The sequence below is a fragment of the Bordetella flabilis genome (assembly GCF_001676725.1).
GTDB lineage: Bacteria > Pseudomonadota > Gammaproteobacteria > Burkholderiales > Burkholderiaceae_B > Bordetella_C > Bordetella_C flabilis.
On sequence record NZ_CP016172.1, the window covers coordinates 3045273 to 3070660 of the forward strand.

Annotated in this window: 19 protein-coding genes and 1 pseudogene; 6 read left to right on the forward strand and 14 right to left on the reverse strand. The window is 64.4% G+C overall.

The genetic code is table 11. The features are described from left to right. Positions 1–19: 19 nt before the first annotated feature. The 7 genes from BAU07_RS13295 to BAU07_RS13325 all read right to left on the reverse strand — a co-directional run bounded on the left by BAU07_RS13295 (position 20) and on the right by BAU07_RS13325 (position 9047). On the reverse strand, positions 20–1219 hold the full coding sequence (locus tag BAU07_RS13295) for an ABC transporter substrate-binding protein (protein WP_066658450.1): 1200 nt from the start codon (positions 1217–1219) through the stop codon (positions 20–22). A 49-nt stretch (positions 1220–1268) separates the two neighbouring features. Then, the gene (locus tag BAU07_RS13300) at positions 1269–2075 is read right to left on the reverse strand and encodes an enoyl-CoA hydratase/isomerase family protein (protein WP_066658452.1); all 807 of its coding nucleotides are present in this window, start codon (positions 2073–2075) and stop codon (positions 1269–1271) included. A 41-nt stretch (positions 2076–2116) separates the two neighbouring features. Then, on the reverse strand, positions 2117–3652 hold the full coding sequence (locus BAU07_RS13305) for an AMP-binding protein (RefSeq protein ID WP_066658455.1): 1536 nt from the start codon (positions 3650–3652) through the stop codon (positions 2117–2119). Beyond that, a complete protein-coding gene (locus BAU07_RS13310; protein WP_066658458.1) occupies positions 3645–4235 on the reverse strand; it encodes a (2Fe-2S)-binding protein in 591 nt (196 codons plus the stop codon). The genes BAU07_RS13305 and BAU07_RS13310 overlap by 8 nt, the downstream gene beginning before the upstream one ends. Then, entirely contained in the window at positions 4232–5050 is an 819-nt protein-coding gene (locus BAU07_RS13315; RefSeq protein ID WP_066658461.1) for an FAD binding domain-containing protein, read from the reverse strand. Before BAU07_RS13315 ends, BAU07_RS13310 begins: the two co-directional genes overlap by 4 nt. Continuing rightward, complete coding sequence (locus tag BAU07_RS13320) at positions 5047–8082, reverse strand: xanthine dehydrogenase family protein molybdopterin-binding subunit (RefSeq protein WP_066658464.1); 3036 nt, start codon at positions 8080–8082, stop codon at positions 5047–5049. Before BAU07_RS13320 ends, BAU07_RS13315 begins: the two co-directional genes overlap by 4 nt. A gap of 101 nt (positions 8083–8183) precedes the next feature. Continuing rightward, complete coding sequence (locus BAU07_RS13325; protein ID WP_066658466.1) at positions 8184–9047, reverse strand: AraC family transcriptional regulator; 864 nt, start codon at positions 9045–9047, stop codon at positions 8184–8186. A gap of 220 nt (positions 9048–9267) precedes the next feature. Between BAU07_RS13325 and BAU07_RS27805 the strand changes: the two genes are divergently transcribed. Beyond that, positions 9268–9459: a YbfB/YjiJ family MFS transporter gene (locus tag BAU07_RS27805; RefSeq protein WP_415830238.1), complete on the forward strand. Its 192-nt coding sequence runs from the start codon at positions 9268–9270 to the stop codon at positions 9457–9459. A 594-nt stretch (positions 9460–10053) separates the two neighbouring features. Here BAU07_RS27805 and BAU07_RS13335 read toward each other — a convergent pair. Beyond that, positions 10054–10593, reverse strand: coding sequence for a hypothetical protein (locus BAU07_RS13335; RefSeq protein ID WP_157122219.1), 540 nt, complete (start codon positions 10591–10593; stop codon positions 10054–10056). A gap of 395 nt (positions 10594–10988) precedes the next feature. Here BAU07_RS13335 and BAU07_RS27560 point away from each other — a divergent pair. After that, positions 10989–11150 (forward strand): annotated as a pseudogene (locus BAU07_RS27560) (integrase core domain-containing protein); the annotation flags it as partial. A gap of 107 nt (positions 11151–11257) precedes the next feature. On the opposite strand, the gene BAU07_RS13345 reads toward BAU07_RS27560, so the two are convergent. The 3 genes from BAU07_RS13345 to BAU07_RS13355 all read right to left on the reverse strand — a co-directional run bounded on the left by BAU07_RS13345 (position 11258) and on the right by BAU07_RS13355 (position 17317). Further along, complete coding sequence (locus BAU07_RS13345; RefSeq protein WP_084025715.1) at positions 11258–11614, reverse strand: immunity 8 family protein; 357 nt, start codon at positions 11612–11614, stop codon at positions 11258–11260. Further along, entirely contained in the window at positions 11611–16419 is a 4809-nt protein-coding gene (locus BAU07_RS13350) for a hemagglutinin repeat-containing protein (RefSeq protein ID WP_157122222.1), read from the reverse strand. Before BAU07_RS13350 ends, BAU07_RS13345 begins: the two co-directional genes overlap by 4 nt. A 238-nt stretch (positions 16420–16657) precedes the next feature. Continuing rightward, a complete protein-coding gene (locus tag BAU07_RS13355) occupies positions 16658–17317 on the reverse strand; it encodes a TetR/AcrR family transcriptional regulator (RefSeq protein WP_066658476.1) in 660 nt (219 codons plus the stop codon). Between the two features lie 71 nt (positions 17318–17388). On the opposite strand from BAU07_RS13355, the gene BAU07_RS13360 reads away from it, so the two are divergent. Then, entirely contained in the window at positions 17389–18255 is an 867-nt protein-coding gene (locus BAU07_RS13360; RefSeq protein ID WP_066658479.1) for an aldo/keto reductase family oxidoreductase, read from the forward strand. A 47-nt stretch (positions 18256–18302) separates the two neighbouring features. Here BAU07_RS13360 and BAU07_RS13365 read toward each other — a convergent pair whose 3' ends face one another. From BAU07_RS13365 to BAU07_RS13375, 3 genes are read right to left on the reverse strand one after another with little or no spacing between them, the layout of a single operon-like run. Continuing rightward, positions 18303–18959 (reverse strand): class I SAM-dependent methyltransferase, encoded by a 657-nt coding sequence (locus BAU07_RS13365; RefSeq protein WP_232338122.1) that lies wholly within the window; start codon positions 18957–18959, stop codon positions 18303–18305. Further along, positions 18959–20302: an ATP-binding protein gene (locus tag BAU07_RS13370; RefSeq protein ID WP_232338123.1), complete on the reverse strand. Its 1344-nt coding sequence runs from the start codon at positions 20300–20302 to the stop codon at positions 18959–18961. Before BAU07_RS13370 ends, BAU07_RS13365 begins: the two co-directional genes overlap by 1 nt. Continuing rightward, entirely contained in the window at positions 20299–20961 is a 663-nt protein-coding gene (locus BAU07_RS13375; protein WP_066658487.1) for a response regulator, read from the reverse strand. The genes BAU07_RS13370 and BAU07_RS13375 overlap by 4 nt, the downstream gene beginning before the upstream one ends. Positions 20962–21187: 226 nt before the next feature. Between BAU07_RS13375 and BAU07_RS13380 the strand changes: the two genes are divergently transcribed. From BAU07_RS13380 to BAU07_RS13390, 3 genes are read left to right on the forward strand one after another with little or no spacing between them, the layout of a single operon-like run. Next, on the forward strand, positions 21188–22522 hold the full coding sequence (locus BAU07_RS13380; RefSeq protein WP_066658489.1) for an ABC transporter substrate-binding protein: 1335 nt from the start codon (positions 21188–21190) through the stop codon (positions 22520–22522). A 19-nt stretch (positions 22523–22541) separates the two neighbouring features. Beyond that, positions 22542–24293 carry an ABC transporter permease gene (locus tag BAU07_RS13385; protein ID WP_066658491.1) on the forward strand — a complete coding sequence of 584 codons (1752 nt, stop codon included), beginning with the start codon at positions 22542–22544 and terminating at the stop codon, positions 24291–24293. Beyond that, positions 24290–25375 (forward strand): ABC transporter ATP-binding protein, encoded by a 1086-nt coding sequence (locus BAU07_RS13390; protein WP_066658493.1) that lies wholly within the window; start codon positions 24290–24292, stop codon positions 25373–25375. Before BAU07_RS13385 ends, BAU07_RS13390 begins: the two co-directional genes overlap by 4 nt. The last annotated feature ends 13 nt before the right edge of the window (positions 25376–25388 follow it).

Genomic DNA, 25388 nt, shown 5'->3' on the forward strand with positions numbered 1-25388 from the left:
CATTCCTTACGAACCAGGCCTACCAGCGCTTGCAAACGCTGGCATCGATGGCGTCCTTGCCGTCGACCTTGCTGACGATGGTGAAATCGCCGTTCTGGATGCGCACCACGTACATGTCCTGGATCGCCTGGTGATCAGCCGCCCGCATGGTCTTGCGGCCTTGCGGCGTATCCCATTCCAGGCCTTCCATGGCCTTGCGGACCTGGGCGGTGTCGGTGCTCTGCGCCTTCTCGACGGCGGCCTTGTAGAAGTAGAGAACGCCGTAGGAATCCGCGCCGTACAAATCAGGCAGGACCTTGTTCGCGCTCTTGAACTTCTCGACGAACTGCTTGTTCTGGGGCGTGGAGATCTCCGGCGAGTATCCGACGCCGGTGACGAAGCCTTCCGCGTTCTTGCCGATGGCCTTGATGTTCTGCGCCGTCACCGCCCCGGAAACCCCGACCATCGTCAGGTTCTTGTTCATGCCGTATTCGCTCATCTGGCTGAACAGACGCACGGTGTCGTTGCCGGCCGTCGACGTATAGAAGACTTGCGGCCGGGCCGCGCGAATCTGACCGAAATAGCTGGAGTAGTCCTTGCTGTCCAGCGGCGCGAACAGGTCGCCCACCGGCTTGATGCCGCGCTGTTGCGCGGCGGACTTGAAAGCCGCTACCGTGCTGCGGCCCATTTCATAGTCCGGCCCCAACAGGAACAGCGTAGCGCCCGGCTTTTCCTTCGCGAGCCAGGCGGCCAGTGCGACCGACTGCTGGCCTGCCTTCGCGTTCACCCGGAACACATTGGGTGAACACTTGTCGCCGGTAATGGCGTCGGAAAAGGAGACCGTGGTGGCGATCAGTTTGTTGTTGCGCTCGGCCACCTGGCCCACCGCCAGCGTCGACCCGGAGTTCACCGTGCCCGTCAGGAAATCGACCTTGCTTTGCTGGAACAGCTTTTCGGCTTTCTGCACGGCCACCTGGGGATTGGCTTCTTCGTCTTCGTACAGCAATTCGACCTTGCGGCCCATGATGCCGCCGGCGGCGTTGATCTCGGCCAAGGCCAGGTCCAGGCCCATCTTTACCTGGGCGCCGATGGGCGCGTAGGTGCCGGACAGCGGGGTGACAACGCCCACGCGTATCGGTTGCGAGTCTTGCGCGAGCGCGCCCTTGGCGCCCAGGGTACCCAGGACCAGCAGCGTGGCCGCGGCCAGATGCATGGCAGGCTTGCGTTGTGTGGTGTTCATGCGATGTCTCCTTGTCGTTATATGCGGGCCAGCGGCCAGGCGGGCCGCTTCAACTGCCCTTGAAATGCGGTGCGCGCTTTCCATGAAAGGCTTCTACCCCTTCGCGGAAATCATCGGAGCTGCGCAGGCGGCTGTAGCAATGCCCTTCCAGCTCGATGGCGATCGACAGCGTGGAATCCTCCGTGTCGTTCAACAATTTCTTGGCCGTGCGCTGCGCAAGCGGCGAGAAGCCGATCAGCTCTTCGACCAGGCGGTCGGTGGCGGCTTCCAGCTCGGCGTCGGGCACGCAGTCCGTGGCAATGCCCCAGTCATAGGCCTGCCTGCCCGGGATGCGGCGGGACCGCATGACGACATCCTTGGTGCGCGTGATGCCGACCATTTTCTGCAAGCGGGCCGAGCCGCCCGACCCCGGGATCTGTCCCAGCTTCTGCTCGGGCAGTGCGTAGAGCGTGGTGTCGGTAACGATGCGGAAATCGCAGGCCAGTGAAATCTCGAAGCCCACGCCGAAGCAATAGCCCCGGTTGGCGGCGATCACCGGCTTGCCGCAGCGCGCCGGCGCGGCGATATTCCAGGCCAGCTTGGAGACATGTTCCGGCGAGGCCGCCAGGAATCCCTTGATATCGCCACCGCTGGAGAAATGCTCGCCCTCGGCGCGCAACACGATGACGCGCACGCCCTCGTGTTCGTCCAGTGCTTCGAACACCAGGCGCAGCTGATCGCGCTGCGGCATGGAAATGATATTGAACGACGGACGCGCCAGCACGATGTCGGCGCGCTGCCGGGATTCATCGATCTCGACGCGAAAGCCGTCGAGTTCGCCAAGCAGGTGTTGGGCCGGATGCTTCAAGGTAGACACGAATACTCTCCTGGATGAATGATTGAGGTCCGGTGGCGGGATCAGGAAGGATCCCGCTCGAACTCCCCGGCCACCAGACAGCGGCGCAAGATCTTGCCGACCGGCGATTTGGGAATGCCCTGCACAAAGACGTAGTCGCGCGGGCGCTTGAAGTTGACCAGGTCGGACTGCCGGCAATGGGTATCCAGCGCCTGGGCGTCGACCGGCTGGCGTCGCTTGACGAAGGCGACCACCCGCTGGCCCCAGCGCTCGTCTGGCAATCCCACCACGGCGACCTCGTCGACCGCGGGGTGCAGCGACAGCAGCGACTCGATCTCCACGGGCGATATGTTCTCGCCGCCGGAAATAATCATGTCGTCGACCCGGCCCGTCACGTAGAGATCGCCGTCGGTATCGATATAGCCGGTATCCCCGGTGAAGTACCAGCCGTCGCGCAGGGCCTTGGCATCCGCATCCGGGCGGTTCCAATACCCCTCGAACGCCTCGTCGCCGGCCAGATCGGCGATGATCTGCCCTTCTTCGCCCGGCCGCGCCAGGTCGTCCGGGCCGGAAGCGTCCAGCCGCACGACACGGATGCGGGTGTTGATGCCGGCGCGGCCTGCGCAGCCGGGCTTGTGTGGTGCGTTCTGGTTGATCGCGCAGGTGTAGACCTCCGACGACCCGTAGTGATTGGCGAATAAGGCGGGCCGGAAGGCTTCATCGAGCCGCTTGAGCAGTGCATCGTGCATGGGCGCCCCGGCGAATCCTATCTTCCGCACCGAGGAAACATCGGTGCGCACGAAGTCCTCATGGCCGAGGATGTCGTGGTACAGCGTGGGCACAAGGTACAACGTGGAAATGGCTTCGTCCTGGATGGCGCGCAGCACGGCCACGGGATCGTATTTGGGAATGCAGACGAACAGGCCGTCGACCAGCGCCATGGCGAGCAGCGAGCGCACACCCATGGTGTGATAAAGCGGCATGACGCCCAGCGTACGCTCGCCGACCCGGTAGGTATTCTGCGCGACGTGCGCGAGCGCGGCCGCGCGCTCGTGGCGGTGCCGGCGCGGCACGCCCTTCGGTTTGCCGGTCGTGCCCGAGGTGTACAGCATGAGCGATATGTCTTCAGCGCTTGCCCGCGGCGCATCCGCGCGCGGCGCGTCGGCTCCCCCGCGCAACAGGTCGGCGAATGCCAGGCCCGGACCGGCGTCCTCGCCCACCACGATGCCCGGCAAGGCGCGCGCGGCGGGCGATAGTGCAACCGCCTCGGCGCTTACGCCTTCGTAGGCGATCGCGCGAGCGGCCGAATCGCGTACGCAGTACTCGACCTCATCGCCCTTGGCGCGCCAGTTCAGCGGCGTCGCGATCACGCCCAGGAACTGGCAAGCCCAGTGCAGGGTGGCCATCTCCCAGCGATTGCGCAGCACCATTATCAGATGGTCGCCGCGCCCCAGGCCCAGGCTGGCCAGGCCGGCAGCAGCGGCGCGCACGTCTTCATACCATTCTCCGTAGCTGCGGCGCACCGCGCCATCGACGATGGCCGTGGCTGCCGGGCTACGCTCGACGCTTTGCAGGAAGGTGCGTCCCAGGTCAAGCATTTGCTTCCTCTCCGCCAGCGTGTTTCTTGGTGAGCCGGTCGCGCGCGGTCTCCAGCACGGCCAGGACGATATTGGTATAGCCGGTGCATCGGCACAGATGTCCGGACAAGGTTTCCCTGACTTGCTGCTCGGTCGGGTCCGGCACGCGGGCAAGGAAGTCGTCACAGGCCATGAGGATCCCGGCGGTGCAGAACCCGCATTGCAACGCGTGGTGGCGCTTGAAGGCGGCCTGCAGGTCGCCCATGGCGCTCGTGGTATTCGTGGCGTTCGCGGTATTCGCAGCGTTCGAAGGGCTCGTGGCGCTCGCGGGCGCATGCTTGCGCGCCAGCCCTTCCACCGTGTCGACCCTCAGGCCTTCGGCCTGCACCGCTAGCATCATGCAGGACCGCACCGCGACGCCTTCCACCTGCACCGTGCACGCCCCGCACACACCATGTTCGCAGCCGACGTGGGTGCCGGTCGCGCCCAGTTCGTGGCGCAGGAAATCCGCCAGGAGCGTACGGTTGTCGCATGCGCCCGTGCGCGCCTTGCCGTTCAGGGAGATGACGATGTGGTCGCGTTGTCCCCGGTCCAGGGCTTTCATCGGGTAGCCTCCTCGATCACTTGCCGGCCCAGGTTGCGCACCAGGTGGCGGCGATACACGGCGGTGGCATGCGGATCGTCCTGGGCATCCAGCTGCCAGGCGAAATCGTTGATGGCGCCGGCCAATTCGCTTGCCGGCAGGCGCGGCAAGGTCAGCACGCGCGGGCGATCGGCCACGCCGCCAACGGCCAGGCGGATCTCGCGTTCGCTGGCCACGGCGGCGCAGGCCACAATGGCGAAATCGCCGTGCCTGCGGCTGACTTCGGCAAAGGCGTAGCGGGTTCCAGGGTGGTGCAGCGGATAGTGCACGTCTTCCACCAGTTCATCATGGCGGCGGGCGGTGGTCAGCATCCCTTGGAAGAACGCTTCCGCCTCCAGCTCACGGCGCTCCTTGCGCGATCGCAGCCTGACCTTGCCGCCCAATGCGGCCAGCGCCAACGGCAGTTCCGCGCTGGGATCGGCGTGCGCCACCGAACCGCATACCGTGCCCCGATTGCGGATCGGGAAATGCGAAATCCTCGGGAAGGCCAGCGCCAGCAGTGGCACTTCCTCCGCCAGCGTGGCGCGCCATTCGACGGATGCCTGCGTGGCCGACGCCCCGATCGCCAGGAAGCCGTTCTCCGGGCGCACATAGGCCAGGCCCTGCACGCGGGAAATATCGACCAGTACCCTGGGCTGCGCCAGCCGCATGTTCAGCACCGCCATCAGCGACTGCCCCCCCGCCAGTACGCGAGCGTCGTCGCCATACTCGCCCAGCAGGGCCAGCGCCTCGTCGACGGTGTCGCAACGGCGGTAATCGAAGATGGGAGGTTTCATCTGGATATCCCCAGCCAACGCAGCAGGCGACGCCACGCCGGCATGGGCACCGGCGTCGACACCGGCTGACCACCGGCCTGGCTGCCCAATTTCTCGAACAGCTGCGCCAGCACGATCCTGGCTGCGCCTTCCAGCATGCGTCCACCCACCGCGGCCACCTTGCCGCTGACCTCTGCCTGGTAGTCGTAGCGCAGGAGCGTGCCCGATCCCTGAGGTTCGAGCACCACGCTGCCGGTCCCGCGCGCGGTGCCCAGCGACGAGATGCCCGAGCCGGACAGCCGCAGGCGATGCGGCGGCTCCAGTTCTGAAAGCTCGATCTCGGCCGCATAGCGCGCCTTGACCAGGCCCACGCCGATCGTCACATCCGCGCGATAGCGGTTGGGTCCGTCCGGCTGCAATTCGTGGCAGCCGGGAATGACGTGGGCCAGGGCCCTGGGATCGAGGAACACGTCATAGACTGCTTGCGGCGGCGCCAGCAGTTGTATCTCGCCGCGCGCGGTCAGGCCGCGGCCCTTGCCGGCGGAGGAAGCGGAGGAAGCGGATGAAGCCGACGCAGCGGCGGCCGGCGGTTCGGCCGACCTCACGGCGACCCCGTCGGAAGGCGCGGGATCGGCCATGCCGACCAGGGCCATGACCCGGGATGAACTTAGCGGCAGGCGCACGTCGGCCACGCCCAGCGCGTCGGCGACCGCATTGGCGATGCAGACCGGCGTGCTCATGTTGTTGCCCTCGCCCAGTCCCTTGGCGCCCAGCGGGGTGAAGGGCGACGGCGTTTCCATGTGGACGATCACGGGCTCGGGCACTTCACAGGCCGTCGGCACCGTGTAGTCCGCCAGCGTGCCCGAAAGAAAGCTGCCATCGGCCCCGTAGACGAATTCCTCCATCAGGGCGGCGCCCAGACCCTGCGCGAACGCCCCGCGTATCTGTCCATCGGCCAGCGCCGGGTTCAGGATGCGGCCCGCGTCATGACAGGTGACGTAGCGGTCGATGCGGACCTCGCCCGTAGCGCGGTCGACTTCGACCGCGCAAATATCGAATACGAATCCGTACGCGGCCGACGTATTGATGCGATCGTCCTGGGTCGGCGCGGTCAGTTGCTCCGGCGTCCAGAACACCGTCGCCCGCAGATTGGCATCCTCCCCTTCGGGAAGCAGCGCGGGCGCCCAGTGCGCCCCGCTGGACAGGCGGGCAAACGGCAGCGCCTGGTCCGCGCGACCTTCCGGAAAGACCTTGCCGCCCGCGAACCGCACGTCCCCCGGCGCGCAGCCGAACTGACCCGCCGCGATGCGCGCCAGCTTGTCACGCACCTGCATCGCCGCCAGATGCAGCGTACCGGCGACCGCGCCGGCAAAACGGCTGGAGTAATTGCCGGCCGCCACCGACCACGCGTCCTTCTGGGTATCCAGCTCCGCGTTGACGGTGATCTCCGACGGGTCCAGGCCCAGCACATCGGCCACGATCTGCGCGGCAACGGTGCGGTGCCCCTGCCCTTGCGGCGTCGAATCGATGATGGCGGTGACCCCGCCCAGCAGGTCGATAGCCACCGTCGCGGCGGCCAGCGCGCCGTTCTTCGGCCCGGCTTTGGCTCGCTGTTCCGGCGTCAAGGCCGTAGTGATATAGCCCATGTTCGAGATGGACGGCTCGACGATCGCCGCATAGCCGATGCCATACAGGCGCCCTTCGCGACGGGCCGCATCGCGCCGCGCCAGCAATTCGTCCAGGCCGCCGTGCCGGGTCGCAAGCGCCAGCGCCTGGGGATAGTCCCCGGAATCCAGCAAGGCTCCGGCCGCCGCACGGTAGGGGAATGCGCCCGGATGCACGAAGTTGCGGCGGTATACGTCCAGCGGGTCCAGACCCAGTTCGACGGCGATGCGCTGCATCAACCGCTCCAGCGCGAAGTAAACCTGCGGCCCCCCGAACCCGCGCACCAGGCCGGCGGGAGTCTTGTTGGTCAGCACCACGCGGTTGCGCACGCTCAGATTGGGAATGTCGTAGGCGCCAGTCAGGCAACCATGCATGCGGTAGAAAGTCGCCGGCTCCGGCGCGCGCAGATAGCCGCCGACGTCGTCGAACTGGTCATAGTCCAGGGCCGTGATCCGTCCATCCGATTCGACCGCGGCACGCAGCGTGGTCAGGCGGCCCGTCGCGGAAGTCGCCGCCACCAGGTGCTCCAGCCGGTCCTCTACCCATTTGACGGGGGCGCCGGCCTTGCGCGCGGCCAGGCACATCAGCACGACATAAGGGAATACCGCCTGCTTGACGCCGTAGCTGCCGCCCGAATCGGGGGGTGTCTTCAGCCGCAGCCGTGCTGCGGGAACCTGCAGCGCCAGGGCCATGACCGCGTGCAGAGAAAACGGCCCCTGGAAATTGGACAAGACTTCATAGCCGTCGTCGGCGGACACGTGCTCGGCGGTGACGACAAAGCATTCGATGGGCGTGCCCGAATTCCGCGGATAGCGCACCCTCAACTGCACACAGTGGGGCGCCCGCGCGAAGGCGGATTCCGGATCTCCGTAGCGGAACACGCGGTCGCTGGGGATGTTGCTGCCCACCTTGGGATGCAGCAGTGGCGCATCCTCGGCAATCGCCGCCTCTATCTCGACGACCGGATCGAGCGGTTCGTACTCGACCCGTACGTGCTCCAGGGCATCTTCGGCCAGCGCGCGGCTTTCGGCGACCACCACGGCCACCGGCTCCCCCACATAGCGCACCGTATCGACAGCCAGGCACCAGTGCTCCATGGGCTGCTTGACGCCGACCACGAAGGGCCTTGTCCAGCGCCGGACGTCTTCGCCACCGAGTACGGCATGCACGCCGGGCTGCGCCAGGGCGCCGGCGCCCTCCACGCGCACCAGACGCGCGTGAGCGTGCGGCGAGCGCAGCACGGCCGCGTACAGCGTACCGGGCTTGACGCCCAGATCGTCCGCGTATCGTCCTTTGCCGGTCAGCAGCGTGTCGTCCTCGATCCGCTGCCTGGCGTCGCCCACGTGCCGTCCGGCGCGTTGCTGGCCTGTATCCAAGTCTCTTCCCATCAGACGCCGGCCGTTTCCGCCGCGCCCCTTGTAATGAATAGTGTGATGGGCGCAGCTTAGACATCAGTGGGACCGGCTGTCTTACCGGGAAATCCGGCAACTTACCCTAGAGTCTGATTTTCATAGCTTTGCACGACCCGACGGTAATCGATGGGAGCCGAGCCGATGTGCTGGCGGAAGAAACGGGTGAAATGGCCGGGCGCCGAAAAACCGAGCCGGTACGACAGATCGGTCAGGGACGTGTCCCGCCGGCTCAGCGCCTGCAGCGCGGCCTCCATGCGCAACACATTGCCGTAAACGTTCGGCGTCAGGCTGGTGCTGCGACGGAACAGCTCGAAGAAATGAGCGCGCGACAGACCGCTGCGAGTCGCCAGGGCGGCCATATCGACAGGCGCACCCAGGTTTTCCCGCATATACGCCATGGCCCGCCGGATGCGCGGGTCGATGGCGCTGGCGCCGTGCTGATAAGGGATTCCCCGCAGATTGCGCCATTCCGAAAAAGGATCGATGACGGCGATCATCAAGTCGAACAGGACCGCCTCCAGCCGCTGCGGCGATATCTGATCGGCAAAGTACATCTCCATGGCAAGGTCATCCGCCAGTTTGCGGATGCGAGGCGCAATCTCCACGCAAGGCCTGGGGAAAAACTGCGGATGGGCGGAAACCCAAAGCTGGCGCTGGATGTCGGCCAGCCAGGAAGGCTCTATGTAAAGCGCCAGGATGACCGTGCGGGGCGCCATGGGGCCGGGATGCTCATAGGAGTGCAGCTCCCAGGCGTTGACCAGCACGGCCGTATCGTCGGTCAAAGGGTTCAGACGATCGCGTACCGAGAAGAACGTGTCCGCCCCACTGGCCTTGATGAGCACATGGCAATGGTGATGCGCATGCGGTATCAGCGGCTTGTCCATGTCGAGCAGCGCAACCCGTCCGAACCGGCCGTGGAAGATTTTGATGGCCGTTGACAAAACGGTCTCCTCGTTAGCACCCATCGCGTTTTCGCGTGGGTCTTCTGAGGGCCATTATAAGAAGGGCAAGGCTGGAAAGCTGGTCTGGCCGCCGGGGGACGTCGAAACCGGTGTTCCCGAGCGCCTGGCCCGCCCAATATCCGACGAAGCGGGGAGATACATCGTATGACCGTCGGGTCCATTTCACGGCGGCGGCGCCGCGCGCATGGTGCTGGTGGGTATGCTGTCCATCGACGTGGCCATCGGCATCGGACGTGTTGCGTTCACTCCGCCTCTGCCCATCATGCTGCGGGAGAGATGGCTCACGCTAGACGAAGCGTGCTGGCTCGCCGCGCCCTGCGCTATGGATAGCGAAGTTCCGGTGACATTGCCAGCGGCGCCCGCTACCAAGGCGCCCAATATCCTGCGGTAAGGCGTGCCCTGACCATAGATGTCCTTCAACGCCTTGCCTGGAGAACGGCCCGGTTCTGCTCAGTCTCGTTTCCTTGGGATCGTTCGCCTTCTCTTCAAGGGCAGCAATATCACTGGGTGGCGACAGACGAGAATACCGTTGCGGCGCCTCATGAAAACTGGAAGTCAGGCGTGCGGTAGACGTGGCTTGCAGGGAGGGAGGGACTAAAAAAAATTGTTGTCGTCCAAGTGTTGCTTCGCCTCACACCGGATCGAGTCGACTTCGTCATAGCGTTCATGCATGTCGAATAACGAGCTGCTGGGTTGCAGGTAAACAGTTTCTGGCCCAAGTTGCTCGACTTTGTAGGCTGGCGCTGTCATGACTTTGTTTATGCCGAATAGCCCAATGTAAGCTGGTCCAAGTACCTGGCTCCAGACAATATCAGGAAGCCACTTCACGAGCCGATGGGTATAGACTTAACGAGGTCCGTCCTCTCTCCGCGCTGAAGTGGCGAGCACCTATCAAATACACGCTCCAGCGCTTGACCGAGGGCCGAAGCACTACACCGACGAGCCGAAAATCTCTACTCCTGAGCGGTCCAACTCCGCGGCTAGGTCATCGCCGTTGATCGCGGTCAAGCCACTCGAAGCACCACTTGTCGAACCATAAAGCGTTAAAACCACCGTCGCCCGCCTTGGACTCGGGCACCAATTCGCTTGGCCATTTTCGTCGCATGACGTTTATTACCGCATCCGGCGTGTTGGGATGGGGAAGGCGCAAGTCGCCCTCCTCCGCCGGAAACACTTCATCGTCAAACATCAGCCCATTGCGCAGCCTGCGGCGTTGCTTTGGATTTGCCTGCCAATATCCGCCGTTCTTCATGACTTCGCTGAGATCTCGAAACGGAGCCAGGTCAGGACGCAGGATCCCCTCCACCCTAGGCACCTCCCCCAGGGTAAATACTTGGGATTCTCCTAGAAACGCTAGCCAACCTCTGCGCAACAGCTCCGCTAGGCATTCTAAAAATGCCTCACGATGTTGATCCGGAGACAACATGGGAAACATGCAGCCAATCTCATCGTACACGGCTTGTATACCGGTCAGATCGACGCAGTTGTCATAAATCCGTTCGATATCTTCGTCATTAAGTTTCATTTCGCCCTCGCTTCGATCCATCGCAGGCCAATACCCGAACGACCGCAGGGCTGCGGATCATATCGCCTGTCGGCTGGTAAGCGAAAGTTTTGGCTCGCATTTCCGTTCCCGGTGGGTGGGGCCTATATGTGGGCGCACGTTCGACAAAGTCTAATGGCGTCGAGAAACTGCACCGAGGATTGAAACGATGGGCGGAATAATTACGGAGCTTATGCCAATAAGTTTTTCTTGATGCATTTTTAGGGGTCAGACCTGGGCACCAGTCTTTTACACGCTTGATCCTTTTATGTATTCACCTGAGTCGTGTGTTTGCGAAACGCGGCACACCGCACGCTATCAAGGCAGACAATGTCAGCGAGTTGATTTCCAAGGCCATGGCACATGGGCGAACGAGCGGCGTAGCAATCGACTTCAGCCGTCCGGGTAAGCGGACCGATAAAGCGCGGTGCGAATCCTTCAACAAGCGATTCCGGCCGGAATATCTGAACAGCCATTGGTTCTTGTCATTTGCCGATGCCAAGGAGAAAATCGACGCGTGGCGGCCCTACTATAACGAGGTTGAAACATGAATACAACGTATTGAATGTTCACATCCCGCCCTTAGAAATCCTTCCTTCCTCCCCCCGCTGCAGCCACAGCCATAGCCCCCGGATCAGTGCAGGCACTAGGGACGATAATCTTCAAACTCCCACTTTGTGATGCGGTTCAATTTCACAGCCAACTCTTCCCAAGTTGGAGCGGTGCAGCGGCCAATGTGGCTGCGAACAATGGACTGAATCTCCGAGATATCGTACCCGAATACAATGAGCATACCCCTCCCCCAGATAGAACCTTCTCCAGCATACTGCTGTTCAATCCACTGCGGTGTACACACCATCAATTGGAATATATCGGCACCTTCGGCGTCCGCCGTCCCTATCTCTAGCTCCAATAGAAACCCGAAGCACCGATCGTCTTCGGGTTCGAAACTGAGTAGGTCGATGTCGGGCGACGAGATTCTTTTAATTTCGGCGAATATCATGGTTCAGTGATATTAAGGTGCCCGTTATTGAGCCAATCGCCACGTGGGCTAGGCCTCGACTCGAAATTGGCTTGGACTCCGGTCGAAGCGTAGGGACTGCGTTTCGTGCTAGGCGGGCGGAATTGACGAAGCCCATCCGCGCTGATGAGAGTTTTACCATCCGTGCTCGATATTCGGTAATCAGGGCCGACCCAAGCTAGCCCTAATTCTATCGCTTCAGCGGCGGTCGCTGTCCCAAGACCAAAATTTCCGCTCTTCGACCCCGCTTCTCTTAACACCCCAATCTTCTCCCCGACGGTCAACGCGGCCCTACTGTTGGTGCCTCCGAGGTTTTTTATCCCCCCCACAGCTGCTGCGAGTACGCTGGCAATCTGCGCTGCCTGTTCAGGGTTAAGGTCTATGTTGTACTTCTTGACCAACTGCTCCGCAAACCCGGTCAGCCCCACGGCCTGCGTGACGTCGTACATCTGCATCCGGTAGAAGAACAGGTCGTCTTTGAAATCGGACGGCAGATTCAAATCGCTTAGTGAACCAAGTGCCTTCCAATAGTCGTTCAGATCGACAACGTACTGGTCATATTTCGCCCGACAGATTTCAGTATTCTGAGCGCAGACCGACATGACCTCGGCCCACTGATCCATGCTGATCTGACGATATTTATCCCTTACCTGATCGCAATTCTTCAACTTGGAGCACGCTTGCGCCTCCTCCGAGAATTGCTTGATCTGGCTCAACGTCAGCGCATTGTTGCTGAGCTCTGTCGCGGCCGCCGTAGCGCTCACGACGACGTCGGCGGATACCGCGCCGGCAACTCCGCCAACGATGCTGGTGAGCAGGCTCCGGGCGTCCTCCCGCTGCTGCTCGGACATGCCGTCGGCGTCCAGCTTCAGCAAACTCGCAATCAGCGAGCTGGCACCCGCCCCCAATGCTCCCGCGGAGCAACTCGCATTCGTAGCGGCCGCGCCGGCGCATCCCACGATTGCGTGCAAGGTGGCCCGGGCAGCGTCCGCGGACGCGCCCGTTCCAAGAGAGTCCGCAATCTCCTTGACCTTGCCCGCGGCAAGTCCCTGCAGGAAATTGACCGCCGCGCCCTGCACCATGGCTAGCGAAGTTCCGGTGACATTGCCGGCTACGCCTGCTATCAAGGCGTCCAAGACCCTGCGGTAAGGAGTGCCCTGACCATAGATGTCCTTCAATGCCTTTGCCTGGAGAGCGGCCCGGTCCCGCTCGGCCTGCGTTTCCTTGGGATCGTTCGCCTTCTCCTCAAGCGCCGCAATATCGCTCGCACGCTTGGCAATAAACGCCCCCACCTGCTGCTGCGCCGTCGTGACAATGTCAAACCCGGTCTGGACCTTGTCCTTGTCGAATATCGGGCTCAGCCCATTCAAGGTATCCGACACATCGCGACTCAGCGACGCCAGCGTCTGGTCCACCGTTTTACCGGTCAGCGCCAGTTGCCCCTCGCCATCGCGGATAACGATGTTGCCGCCGCTGATGGCGCTTTCCGTGGTCGAACTGGCATTGCCGCCTGCGGCCGCAAAGACCGGCGGCATGGCGGAGGCGCCGCCTTGCGTCGGCACGGATTGCCCGTTGACCATTTGCGTGCCGCCCCACGAGTAGCCGCCGCTGATGCCAACCTGGTAGCCCTCGTACTCGGCCTTGTTGTGAATGCCGTGCGTGACCAGCGTTCCCGTAGCCAGCTGGTTCAACCCGTCGGCCACAGCCTTGTCGCTGCTGGCGATTACGCTGCCGATCAACGTGGTGTTGTTCTTGACGTCGACCTGGAAGCCGCCGTCGCCCGCGTACAGGCCGGTCTGCTGGGTCACCGTCTCGAGGTTGCTGTTGATCGCGCTCTGCCCATAGCTGCCATAGGCAGAACTGCTGCAATAGCCGTAGCAGTATGTGAAGCCGGCGCCGAAGTTCTGGTTCTTCGAGTCGTAGGTGCTCTTGTCCTGCAGACTTTGCAGCAACAGGTCTCCGCCGACCGATGCCAGGATCTGGTCGGCCTTGCCGGTCGCACCGATCAGCGACGTGTTCCCACCCGATTGCAGCGCCAGGATATTGCCGGCGGTGACGCTGCTATTGGTCCATGTCAGGTCGCTGCCATCCTCGCGGCCGCGGCTGCCGGCCACGCTGCCCTGGACGATGAAGCCGTAGCCATAGCTGCCCTTGCCGTCCATGCCTGCCATGACGCCGACACCGATGCTGCCGTCGATGTGCTTGCTGTCCGTGTGCTGGCTGGAGGTATTGGCCGCGGCCTGCATCAGGATGTCGCCGTCGGCCTTCAGTACGGCGTTGTTCCCCGCTGACAGGCTGGAACCCAGGACGTTGATGTCCGAGTCCTTGCCTGCGCCGCGCGAGACGATCGTCAGGTCATTGCCTGCCGCGACAGTGGAGCCGACGACGCTGCTCGATTCCCGGTTGATCGTCGTGGAACTGATATTGGTTCCGTAGTTCAGCGTGATGGTCGCCGCGCCGGATCCGCCCTTCTGCGGGTCACGCAACAAGCCGTCCACGGTGTTCGCTACGGTCAGTGCCGAGGTACCCAGGGCCAGTGCCTTCATGATCGGGTTGTCGACCTCGGCGGCCGCATGGTTCATGCGGTCGACGGTATGAATAGCGTCGACCACCGGGCTGCCGAAGTTGATGCTGAAGCCACTTTGCTTGAGCTCGTGGAACTCCTTTTCCTTGTCGGTGTCGTTGACCGAGGCGATCGTGACATCGCGCCCGACCAGGGCGATGTCGCCTTCCCGGGCCAGGACATTGCTGCCCACGACTTGCAGGCTGCCGCCCGCATTCATCAGCACGTCGCCCAGGATGCTGCCTACGGTGCTGCCCGTATGGAACACCTTGGTGCCATCCAGCGTGTCCGTACTTTCACTGGTTCCCGAACTCAACCCGCCGAGCGCGCCGAACCCGGATTTCTTCTCATGCAGGTAATGATCATCGTTGGACGTGTTCTGCGCGGCCGCGATCGTGATGTTGCGGTCCGCGCTGATGACGAGGCTATTGCTCGTTCCTATGTTGGAGCCGACGATGTTGACGTCGCGTCCGGCCATGAAGACGGCAGAGTCGCCGGTGAAAGTAGACCCTTCGGCCTGTGTCCACTCACCCGTGTCTATGCTGTGCTTGCTGTACGAAGACCCCCAACTGCCCGACGTCTTCTGGTAATGCTCGTCGCGCACCGTGCCGGACGCTACACCCGACAGCACATTGATGTCCCGGCCCGCACCGACGGCAAGCTGCCCGCCGGCCTCGACATTGGCCGCCGTGGCGTTGACATCCCGGCCCGCGACCAGGGTCAGGTCGCCGCCGGCGTTGATGGACGTTCCGACGTCGGTCTTGCGTTCCACCTCGGTGTTGTTTTTCTTCTTGAAGACAACCGACTCGCCCTGCACCTCCTGGAGCGTCACCAGGTTGATGTCGTTGCCAGCCTGCAGCCGCGCGTCATTCTGTATGGATAGGGAGGCCGCCGTCAGGTTGAGGTTCTGTCCTGCATCGACGCGCAGGCTGCCGGCGTCGATCTGGGATACCCCGCTGATGTAGGTGCCCCACGTATTGGTCCCGGTGGAGCTTGCCGTAGTGGTGGTCAGGTTGATATCCCGGCCGGCCTGCAAGGCCACGGTGTCGCCCTTGATCAAGGCGGCGATGTTGTCCAGGTCCTGGCGCGCCATCAGGTTGACAGTACTGCCTTGTACGGTTCCCGCGGCCGTGTTGCGGATGTTGTCCGCGACCATCACCGTAGCGTCGCGCGAGCCGATGGTGCCGGTGTTATTGATATCGCCGGTGGATTGCAAGGTGACCGTACGGCCGGCGATGAGCGTGCCGTCGCCCTTGAGGTCGCCATCCTGCACGACCAGGTACACCTGCGGCACCAGCACCTGCTGCGTGGTGCCATCCGGCAGGGTCGTCGTCTGTTCCACCAGCCACACCATGTCGGTGGTGAGCTGGCGCATCTGGTCCTCGGTCAGCGGGGTGCCGATGGTCAGGCCGTATTGCTGGGCGAACGCCGCACCGGCGGTGAGCAGGTCCTTGTATTGGCTTTGCGCGTCGGTGTAGTCCCCGACAAAGCGCTGGCCGGTGGCGGCCATGATCTGGTCGGAGACGATCTTCTGTTCGTAGAAGCCGTCGCCCAGGCGCTTGAGCGTATCGGTGGCGTTCAGATACGGATTGCTCGCGGTCGGTGTGCTGTTGCCGGCCGCCCCGCCACCTGCCGAGCCAGGCGCTACCCCGTTCGCTGCGGCAACGGCCGCAGCAGCCGCCGTTGCGACATTCCCCGCCAGTGAGCCGCCGGGCCCCGTTGCTCCGCCGACGCCGGAGCCGGCGATCAGGCCGGCCCCCGCGCCAACCGTGCCCCCAGCGCCACCGACACCGTTCACGCCCGCCGTGGTCGCCGCCACATTCACGCCAGCGGTGACCGGCTTGTGCCCTCCAACGACCGGTGCCGAACCCGTGGCCGACGCAATGGCGTTGCTGCCCGTCGGCGTCTTGCCGATGGCGGGACCGGCGCCACGCAGCAATTCCAGCAAGTAGTCGCTGGACACGGTGGGCCGCTGGCCGGTGAAGCGCGGGTCGGTGACAACGAGATACGGCGAGTTCGCGGCAGGCACCACGCTGTACAGCGCGCTGCCAGGCACGCCGGAAGGCGGCGTGACCGTGCGCACGATGCCGGAGCCCGGCAAAGCGACGCTTGTGATGGTGGGCGGCCGCGCGGTTCCAACTGTGCCGCTTGCGCCCGGCGCACTGGCGCCCGTGGAAGGCAGCGGCGAATTACCCCCGTACGATGCCACGGGCTGCTCGATCACCTGGCTACTGATCACGCCGCTGTATATGTCTTAATAAGACCGTATGTTCGTCTCTACGGCAGCTCCTGCGAAACTTAAGGAAAGAATCCGCCCGATCCGAGGCGCATCGGCAATGATGTTGGAGCAGCGGGAGGCGGAATGCAGATGGCGCGGCGCGAACCGGGCCGGGCCGGGCCGGGCCGGGCCGGGAGGTACGCCCCGGGGAAGGCGGGACAATCCCTATACGAACACGCCAACCCTAGGCCGGCGTGCGACCCCGCGCCGTCTTGGCGGTGTTGCGGTGTGCCTTGAAATACGCCGTCAGGAGCAGCGTAAGCTGTGGTTCCAGGCCCGCTTCAAATCCCGCGGGCGTCTTTCCTTCCAGCACCGCGCGCACCGGACCCACCAAGGCGTTCAGCGAAATGACAGCCGTGACGGTCGGATCGTCGAAATGCGCGCGCGGCGCGCTGGCCAGCATGGCCGCGATCGAGGCCACCATGCGGGCCTGGGCGCGGCCGGCCAATTCGGCGCCGCCCCGGTCTGCCGCCACCGCATAGAGCGTCTTCGACTCTTCCGGATTGCGCAGCTTCTCCGCGAGAAACGCCGTAACCAGCCCTGCAGCCATTTTGGATACCGGTTTGCCCCGGTATTCCAGGCACGTCCGGTCGACGACGCTCGCGATGCCGTCCAGATGGTTCTTCAGCACGGCGGCGAGCAAGGCGTCGCGGTTGGGATAGTACTGATAGAGGCTCCCCACCGAGATCCCCGCACGCGCGGCGACCCGCGTTGTCGTGCACCGGCTCAGTCCTTCCCGCATCAAAACCTGAATGGTTGCCATATGCAGGGCTTCGACCGTGGCGAGGGAACGCGCCTGGACCGGGGATTTACGGGGCTTCAGAGGGGTTTTGCCGGTGCTCATGGAATGCGAATTCAAAAGCTGAAAGATCCTTCATATACTTCCTGGACTGGATTTTGACAAGAAGGATCGGCATGACAACCATCGAAAACAGTGGCACATACAAACTCGGCAGCCGCACCGTGAAGCGGATCGGCTACGGCGCCATGCAGCTCGCGGGGCCCCACGTGTTCGGTCCGCCGAAGGACCGCGACGCAGCCCTGGCGGTGCTGCGCGAGGCAGTCGCCCTGGGCGTCAACCATATCGACACCAGCGATTACTATGGCCCGCACGTCACGAACCAGATCATCCGCGAGGCCTTGCACCCCTATGCCGACGATCTCACCATCGTGACCAAGATCGGCGCCCGGCGTGGCGATGACGCGTCATGGCAACCTGCCTTCTCGGCCGAGGCACTGACGCAGGCGGTCCATGACAACCTGCGCAATCTTGGGCTCGACGCGCTGGACGTGGTCAATCTGCGCATCATGCTCGACGTGCATGGCCCGGCCGAAGGCTCGATCGAGGAACCGTTGACGGCCGTGGTCGAATTGCAGCGGCAAGGATTGGTGCGGCATATCGGCCTGAGCAATGTGACGTCTACTCAGGTTGCCGAAGCGCGGAAGATCGCCGACATCGCGTGCGTGCAGAACATGTACAACATCGCGCATCGGCATGACGACGCCCTGATCGACGACCTGGCGCGGGATGGCATCGCGTATGTGCCCTTCTTCCCGCTGGGCGGGTTCTCTCCGCTGCAATCGTCCACGCTGTCGGATGTCGCCAGCCGCCTTGGCGCCACGCCGATGCAGGTGGCGCTTGCGTGGTTGCTGCGCCGGTCGCCCAATATCCTGCTTATCCCCGGCACGACCTCGGTCGCGCACTTGCGGGAAAACCTCTCCGTGGCCCGGCTCGAGTTGCCGGAGGATGTCATTCCCCTGCTGGACGGCATCGCGGCATAAGCGCGCGGCCGTACGACACAAGAGGAACCAGCGGGCGCCTCACCCCCTCATTCGACGCCCCAGGCCACATCCGCCAGCAGACGCGGGCACGGCGCCCGCCGGGTGATCTTCCACACCCGCGCGGGCGGGACGTTGCGCAATACGGTCGCAACGCATTCCGCCCGCAGCCCCAGCCGGTCGAGCAGGCGCTGCGACACGGGGCAGCCCCACCCGTACGAGAACGCGTACAGCGCGGCGCCGGGGCGCATTTGCGCAAAGACGCCGTGCAGCAGCGCCATCTTCGCCCGGGCCGACATATTCAGCAGCGGCAAGCCGGATACGGTGGCACCGATGTGCCCACGCACCCCTTCGGGCAGCGTCAGCCGCCGGGCGTCGCACTCGTGCACCCGGGCGCCGGGGAAGGCCTGGCGCAGGCGGCGGGCGAAGCCCGAGTCCAGTTCAACGAGATGCAGCTGGTTCAGGGCAATACCGTGCGCGACCAGCCGGCGGGTGAATGCGCCGGTGCCGCTGCCCAGCTCCAGCACCGGCACGTGCCGGACATCGACGTCGCGCACGATCGCCTCGGCCAGGGCCGACCCCGAAGGCAGGACGGCGCCCACGGTGCGCGGGGCGCGATACCAGCTGCGAATGAATTGGGCCTGTTCGGCTATGAATGGCATGCATGCATGGGCGGACAGGGACGGCATCGAACGGAATATAGGCATCAGTGCGTCCTCTCGGTTGGAGAATGGGGAATTTCGATACGGACCCTCAGCCCGGCGGGGCTGCCGGCATGGGCATCGGACAAGGCGATCCGGCCCTGCCAGCGGTTGACGATGGTGGCGACGATGGAAAGGCCCAGGCCGGAACCGCTTTGCCGGCTGCCGACGATCCGGTAGAAGCGGTCGAATACACGGTGCCGTTCGTCCTGCGGAATCCCGGGCCCATTGTCCTCGACTTCCAGGCTTACGGCTTCCGGCGCGCGGCGCAGCCGTAGATCGACACGGCCGCCTTCCGGGGTATAGCGGATGGCGTTATCCAGCACGTTGCGCACGACCGTGGCCAGGTCGACCGGCGTCGTGGCGATCCGTACTCCGTCCTCCACCTCCACACCCAGGTCGGTGGACCGGGAGAGCGCCAGCGGAAGCAGGTCCTCGACCACGCGCGATATCACCGGCTTCGCGTCGATGGCTTGCACGGGATGCCCCGCCGCGTCCTGGGAGCGCGCCAGGGACAGCAGTTGCTCGGCCAGTGCGATGGTGCGCCGCAGGCCGCCCCGAAGCTGTTCCAGGCGCACGGCGGCATCCCCCGGCAATTGTGCGGCAGAGACATTGTCCAATTGCACCGACATCGCCGTCAGCGGCGAACGTAGCTCGTGTGCAGCATCGGCCACGAAGCGGCGCTGCATTTCCATGGACTCCCGCACCCGGCCCAGCAGGCCATTGATCGACACCACGAAGGGGCGGATCTCGCGCGGCACCTGGGTAGCGTCGAGCGGACGCAGATCGTGGTGTATGCGCGCATCGATGCCGCGCGCCAGGCGCGAAACGGGCAGCAGCCCGCGCCGCACCATCAGGGTGATCGTGGCGATCAGCACGGGAATCAGGATGATGAACGGCACCAGGGTACGCCAGCCGCTGCCGCGCGCCAGCTCATCGCGGGCGGCGGTGCGCTGGCCGACAGCCAGGCGATCGCCCGACTGCAGCGCCACGACATAGAAGCGCCAGGGTACGTCGTTCACCGTCAGCGTCAGGAAACCGTCGGGCAGATTCTCCGGCAGGTCCAGGCTCCCGGGCCACGCGGCCGTGCGCGGCTGCGTCCGGTCCAGGACCTGGATGACGACCGCCCGCTTGCGCGCCTCGTGGCCTTCGTTGGGCCGCATGGCGGGAGAAACCGGGACGAGCGCGTTCTGGTCCACCAGCGCGGCGATCTGCCGGAGCTGGGCATCCTGGTATTCGTTGGCCTCGTGGATGGCGGCGAAGAAGGAATATCCTCCCGCCAGCACCGCCACAATGGCGACGATCGCCGCCAGCCAGCAGCACAGATAGACCTGCAGCGAACACTTCATCGCGCGGTCGCAACGCTCCATCCCAGCCCCCTGACATTGCGTATGGATTCGCTGCCCAGCTTGCGCCGCAGGCCGTGGATGAGGTACTCGACCGCGTTGCTTTCGACCTGCTCGTTCCAGCCATAGACGCGCTCTTCCAGCTCATGCCGCGACAGGATGGCTCCAGGGCGCAGCATCAGGGTCTGCAGCAGTGCGAATTCCTTGGCCGTCAGCCGCGCCTCCAGGCCGTCGACGGTAACCACGCGGCGCACCAGATCCAGGTTGATACGGCCGTTGGTCAGCACGGGCATCGGGCTGCCGGCGTGGCGCCTCACGACGGCTCGCATGCGCGCCAGCAGTTCCGCCGTTTCGAACGGCTTGGCGATGTAGTCGTCCGCCCCCATGTCCAGGCCGGCGACGCGGTCGGCAAGCGCGTCGCGCGCGGTAATGACGACCACGGGCAGCGTGTCGCCGCGGTTTCGCAGGGCCGCCAGCACGCCCAGGCCATCGCGCCCGGGCAGCCCCAGATCGAGCAGCATGAAATCATAGTCGTGCGTGGCCGCGGCCAGGAGCGCCGACTCTCCATCGGCCACATGGTCTACGGCGTATGCCGCATCGCGCAGCGCGATCTGGACGGCCGAGGCGATCATCGGATCGTCTTCCACCAGCAGGACTCTCATGAAGGGGAATCTCCCGTTCCGTGAAAAATGCAGCCGCCAGCTTAGCGCCGATTACTTAGCATTGACTTAGGAAGTTGCCACGCATCTGGTTGCATCGCGTTGCAGCTATGCCCCGGCGCCGGATCGGTCCGTCGCCCCGTTGATGGGCCGTATCAGAATTTATGATTGGACGCCCGATCGGGCACCGGTTTACCGTGCCGCTACAACACACGAAGAGGAGACAAAGATGCCGAAATTCCGTCGTCTCACGGCCGCGCTGGCGCTCGGCCTGGTCGTGCCGCTGGCCGGTGGCGTCGTCCAGGCGGGCACCGTCACGGTGATCACGTCTTTTCCGAAGGATTTGACGCAGGCCTACAAGACCGCCTTCGAGAAGGCCCATCCCGGCATTACGCTGGAGATCCTCAACAAGAACACTGTCGCCGGCCTGGCCTTTGTACGCGAAACCCCGGCGGGCCAGCGGCCCGACATCTTCTGGGCCAGCGCGCCGGACGCCTTCGAAGTTCTGCACCGTGACAAGCTGCTGGCCACCGCCAAGGACGTCGCCAATCCGAAGGTGCCGGACAAGATCGGCAGCTTTCCCATCAATGACCCGGGCGGCATGTATTACGGCCAGGCGCTGGCGGGCTACGGCATCATGTACAACACGCGCTACATCAAGGCGCACAAGCTGGCGCCGCCGACGCAATGGACGGACCTGCTGGCGCCCGACTGGTTCGGCCATGTCGGCATCACCTCCCCGTCGCGGTCCGGCACCATGCACCTGACGGTGGAAACCGTGCTGCAGGGCGAAGGCTGGGACCGCGGCTGGCACACGCTGCTTCGCATGGCGGGCAATAGCAGCGCGGTGACGGAACGTTCCTTCGGCGTCCCGGATGGCGTCAACAACGGGCAATTCGGCGCCGGACCGGTGATCGACTTCTTCGGCCTGTCCAGCAAGTTCTCCAAGTTTCCGGTGGACTTTGTCTACCCCACCGAGACGGCGATCGTGCCGGCCAATATCGCGCTGATCGAAGGCGCGAAGAACCCCGCCGAAGCCAAGACGTTCATCCAGTTCGCGCTGGGAACCGCGGGCCAGGAGATCCTGCTGGAACCCAAGATCTCGCGCCTGCCGGTGCTGCCGTACAGCGAGCTCAAGGGCAAGATCCCGCCCGGCTACCCTGACCCGCTGGAACTCGCCAAGCGCAGCACCGTGCATTTCGACGTGGACCTGTCCCAGCAGCGCTACTACCTGGTGCAGTCCCTGTTCGACCAGACCATCACGTTCAGGCTTAAGGAACTGCAGCAGGCCACGAAGGCCATCTACGACGCCGAACGCAAGCTGGGCGACAAGGCCAAGGCCGGCAAGCCGGCGGAACTGCTGGCCCAGGCGCGCAAACTGGCCTGGGCACCGCTGGTAACGTCGCAGCAAAGCGCCGATGCGACGTTCCTGAAGCTGTTCGCGGGCGACAAGCGCGACAGCGCGGTCAACCAGAAGATCACGCAGCTCGAAGGCGAATGGAACGGCAAGGCGCGCGCCAACTATGAAGAAGCGGTAAGGCTGGCGCAGCAGGCGGCGCAATAGCGGTTTTCCGGAGCATCACGTGTCCCACACATTCGCCTGGAGCAAAGGCCCGGCGGCGGTGGCGCTGTGCGTCATCGCTTTCCTGGCCGCCTTCCTGATCGTACCGGTGGCCACCGTCTTCCACGCGGCCTTCGTCAACGCCGACGGCAGCTTCACCGCCGGCCATTTCGGCGCATTCTTCAACCAGCCGCTTATGCGGGAGGCCTTCTACAACAGCCTTTACGTCGCGGTGTGGTCCACGATCATCGCTTCCCTGCTGGCGGTGCCGCTGGCGTACTTCACGGTGCGCTTCGAGTTCCGTGGCGCCTTGCTGATCCAGACGCTGGGTATTCTGCCCCTGATCATGCCGCCCTTCGTGGGCGCGGTGGCCATGCAACTGATCTTCGGCCGGTCGGGCAGCGTCAACCTGCTATTGGGAGAATGGTTCGACATCAATCTTCCCCTGATGGAAGGCCTGAACAGCGTCATCTTCGTGGAGTCGCTGCATTACTTTCCGTTCATCCTGATGAACCTGGTCGTCGCGCTGCGCAATATCGACGGCGCCATGGAGGAAGCGGCGTTCAACCTGGGGGCGCGTGGCTTCAGGCTGTTCCGGCGGGTGATTTTCCCGCTGGCCCTGCCCGGCTATGTCGCCGGCGCGTCGCTGGTGTTCGTCAAGGTCTTCGACGACCTGGGCACGCCGCTGGTGCTGGGCACGACCAATATGCTGGCGCCCCAGGCCTATTTGCGCATCACCCAGGTCGGCCTGGAGGATCCGCTCGGCTACGTCATCAGCGTCATCATCATCGCCTTCTCCATCGCCTCGCTGTGGTTGTCCGCGCGCGTCCTGAAGGGCAAGGACTACTCCACCCTGCAGAAAGGCGGCACGGGCATCCAAAGGCGTCGGCTGCGCCACGGAGAAGCGGTGCTCGCCTATGGCTGGATCATCCTGGTCCTGCTGCTGGTCCTGTCGCCGCACATCGGCGTACTGCTGCTTTCATTCGCCAGCGTCTGGAGCTTCGCCCCCCTGCCGGATGGCTACACCCTGGCGCACTACGCCACGGTGTTCCAGGACTCGGGCGGCATGATCGCCAACACCCTGCTCTATTGCGGCCTGGCCGCGGGCGTGGATGTCATCCTGGGCACCGCCATCGCGTACCTGATGCTACGCACGCGCCTGCCGGGCCGGCAATGGCTGGACTGGCTTGCTTCCGCCGCCCTGGCGGTGCCGGGCATCGTGCTGGCCATCGGGCTGCTGCGCACCTTCCGCAATGTCGAGATCCCGCTGGCGGCCGCCACGTTGACCTCGTCCTGGGTCATCATCATGATCGCGTATTCCGTACGACGCCTGCCCTATGCCGTAAGGTCCTGCGTGGCGGCGCTGCAGCAGATCAACGTGTCGCTGGAAGAGGCGGCGCAATGCCTGGGGGCCAACCGCTGGCGGACGCTGCGCCGCGTCGTCGTGCCGCTGATGGCGGGCGGCATGCTGGCGGGCTTCGTCACCAGCTTCATCACCGCGGCGGTCGAATTGTCCGCGACCATCATGCTGGTGACGCGAGAGAGCCAGGCGCCCATGAGCTACGGCATCTATCTATATATGCAAAGCGCCTCGGGCCGCGGGCCGGGTGCCGCCATGGGGGTGCTGGCGGTCATCGCGGTGGCGATCGGCACCTACGCCAGCCACCTGCTGGTCGCCCGCGCGGGCACACGCCAAGGCCCCGCCCGCATGGATGAAACCCTGGCGCTGGACCCCCAAAGCGCCACCACGGCGCGGCCCCTGGAGACGACATGAAGAAAGTCAGTGTGGAATGCCGCGGGATCTGCCTGTCCTATGGCCGGACCGAGGTGCTCAAGGAACTGAACCTGCATATCGAACCTGGCGAATTCTTCGCGCTGCTGGGGCCGTCCGGCTCGGGCAAATCGACGCTGCTGCGGCTCATCGCGGGGTTCAACCAGCATTCGCGCGGCCAGCTGCTGGTGGATGGCCAGGACATGACCGGGGTGCCGCCGTGGCGGCGCAATATCGGCATGGTGTTCCAGAACTACGCGCTGTGGCCGCACATGACGGTGCGCGAGAACGTGTCCTTCGGCCTGATCGAACGCAAGGTGCCGCGCGCGGAGATCCGCGAGCGCACCGACGCGGCGCTGGCCCTGGTCGGCCTGTCGCAATACGCCGCGCGCCGTCCGAACGAGCTGTCTGGGGGCCAGCAGCAGCGCGTCGCGCTGGCCCGCACCATTGTCATCGAACCCCAGGTACTGCTGCTGGACGAGCCCCTGTCCAACCTGGACAGGAAGCTGCGGGTGCAGATGCGGCGCGAACTGCTCAGCCTGCAGCGCCGCCTGGGCATCACCACCATATTCGTGACCCATGACCAGGAAGAAGCCATGACGACGGCCGACCGCATGGCGGTGCTGGACCACGGCGTCCTGCAGCAGATCGGCGCGCCGCATACCTTGTTCGACTTTCCGGTCAACAGTTTCGTCGCCAACTTCGTCGGCACGATGAACGTGCTGGAAGGCAAGGTAAAGGAGCGCACCAGCCATAGCGTGACGCTGGCGGTCGACGGCGTGGGCGATCTGCAGCTCGCGATCCATGGGGAAGTCCCCGCCGGCGCGCGGCTGGCGGCCAGCTTCAGGCCCCACGTGGTGCAGATCGATATGGCCGGCGGCAATACCGACGCACGGTATGTCTGGCTGCCCGGCGTGGTGCAGGCCAGCGAGTTCCAGGGCGAGTTCACGCGCTACCAGGTGCAGGTGGGCGAACGCACGATTACGGCCGACCAGTCCCACCTGGCCGGTTTGTCCATCTTCCAGGTGGGCGCGCCGGTTGCCGTGGGTGTGGCCCCCAGCCAGATCCGCCTGCTGGCCGCCTGAGCGCCGCGGCCCG

Coding starts and splice junctions, on each gene's coding strand:
- BAU07_RS13320 (WP_066658464.1), bottom strand. CDS start 8,082: ATGGGAAGAGACTTGGATACAGGCCAGCAACGCGCCGGACGGCACGTG.
- BAU07_RS13310 (WP_066658458.1), bottom strand. CDS start 4,235: ATGAAAGCCCTGGACCGGGGACAACGCGACCACATCGTCATCTCCCTG.
- BAU07_RS13375 (WP_066658487.1), bottom strand. CDS start 20,961: ATGAGAGTCCTGCTGGTGGAAGACGATCCGATGATCGCCTCGGCCGTC.
- BAU07_RS13335 (WP_157122219.1), bottom strand. CDS start 10,593: ATGAAACTTAATGACGAAGATATCGAACGGATTTATGACAACTGCGTC.
- BAU07_RS13370 (WP_232338123.1), bottom strand. CDS start 20,302: ATGAAGTGTTCGCTGCAGGTCTATCTGTGCTGCTGGCTGGCGGCGATC.
- BAU07_RS13365 (WP_232338122.1), bottom strand. CDS start 18,959: ATGCCTATATTCCGTTCGATGCCGTCCCTGTCCGCCCATGCATGCATG.
- BAU07_RS27805 (WP_415830238.1), top strand. CDS start 9,268: ATGCTGTCCATCGACGTGGCCATCGGCATCGGACGTGTTGCGTTCACT.
- BAU07_RS13345 (WP_084025715.1), bottom strand. CDS start 11,614: ATGATATTCGCCGAAATTAAAAGAATCTCGTCGCCCGACATCGACCTA.
- BAU07_RS13360 (WP_066658479.1), top strand. CDS start 17,389: ATGACAACCATCGAAAACAGTGGCACATACAAACTCGGCAGCCGCACC.
- BAU07_RS13295 (WP_066658450.1), bottom strand. CDS start 1,219: ATGAACACCACACAACGCAAGCCTGCCATGCATCTGGCCGCGGCCACG.
- BAU07_RS13305 (WP_066658455.1), bottom strand. CDS start 3,652: ATGCTTGACCTGGGACGCACCTTCCTGCAAAGCGTCGAGCGTAGCCCG.
- BAU07_RS13315 (WP_066658461.1), bottom strand. CDS start 5,050: ATGAAACCTCCCATCTTCGATTACCGCCGTTGCGACACCGTCGACGAG.
- BAU07_RS13355 (WP_066658476.1), bottom strand. CDS start 17,317: ATGAGCACCGGCAAAACCCCTCTGAAGCCCCGTAAATCCCCGGTCCAG.
- BAU07_RS13390 (WP_066658493.1), top strand. CDS start 24,290: ATGAAGAAAGTCAGTGTGGAATGCCGCGGGATCTGCCTGTCCTATGGC.
- BAU07_RS13380 (WP_066658489.1), top strand. CDS start 21,188: ATGCCGAAATTCCGTCGTCTCACGGCCGCGCTGGCGCTCGGCCTGGTC.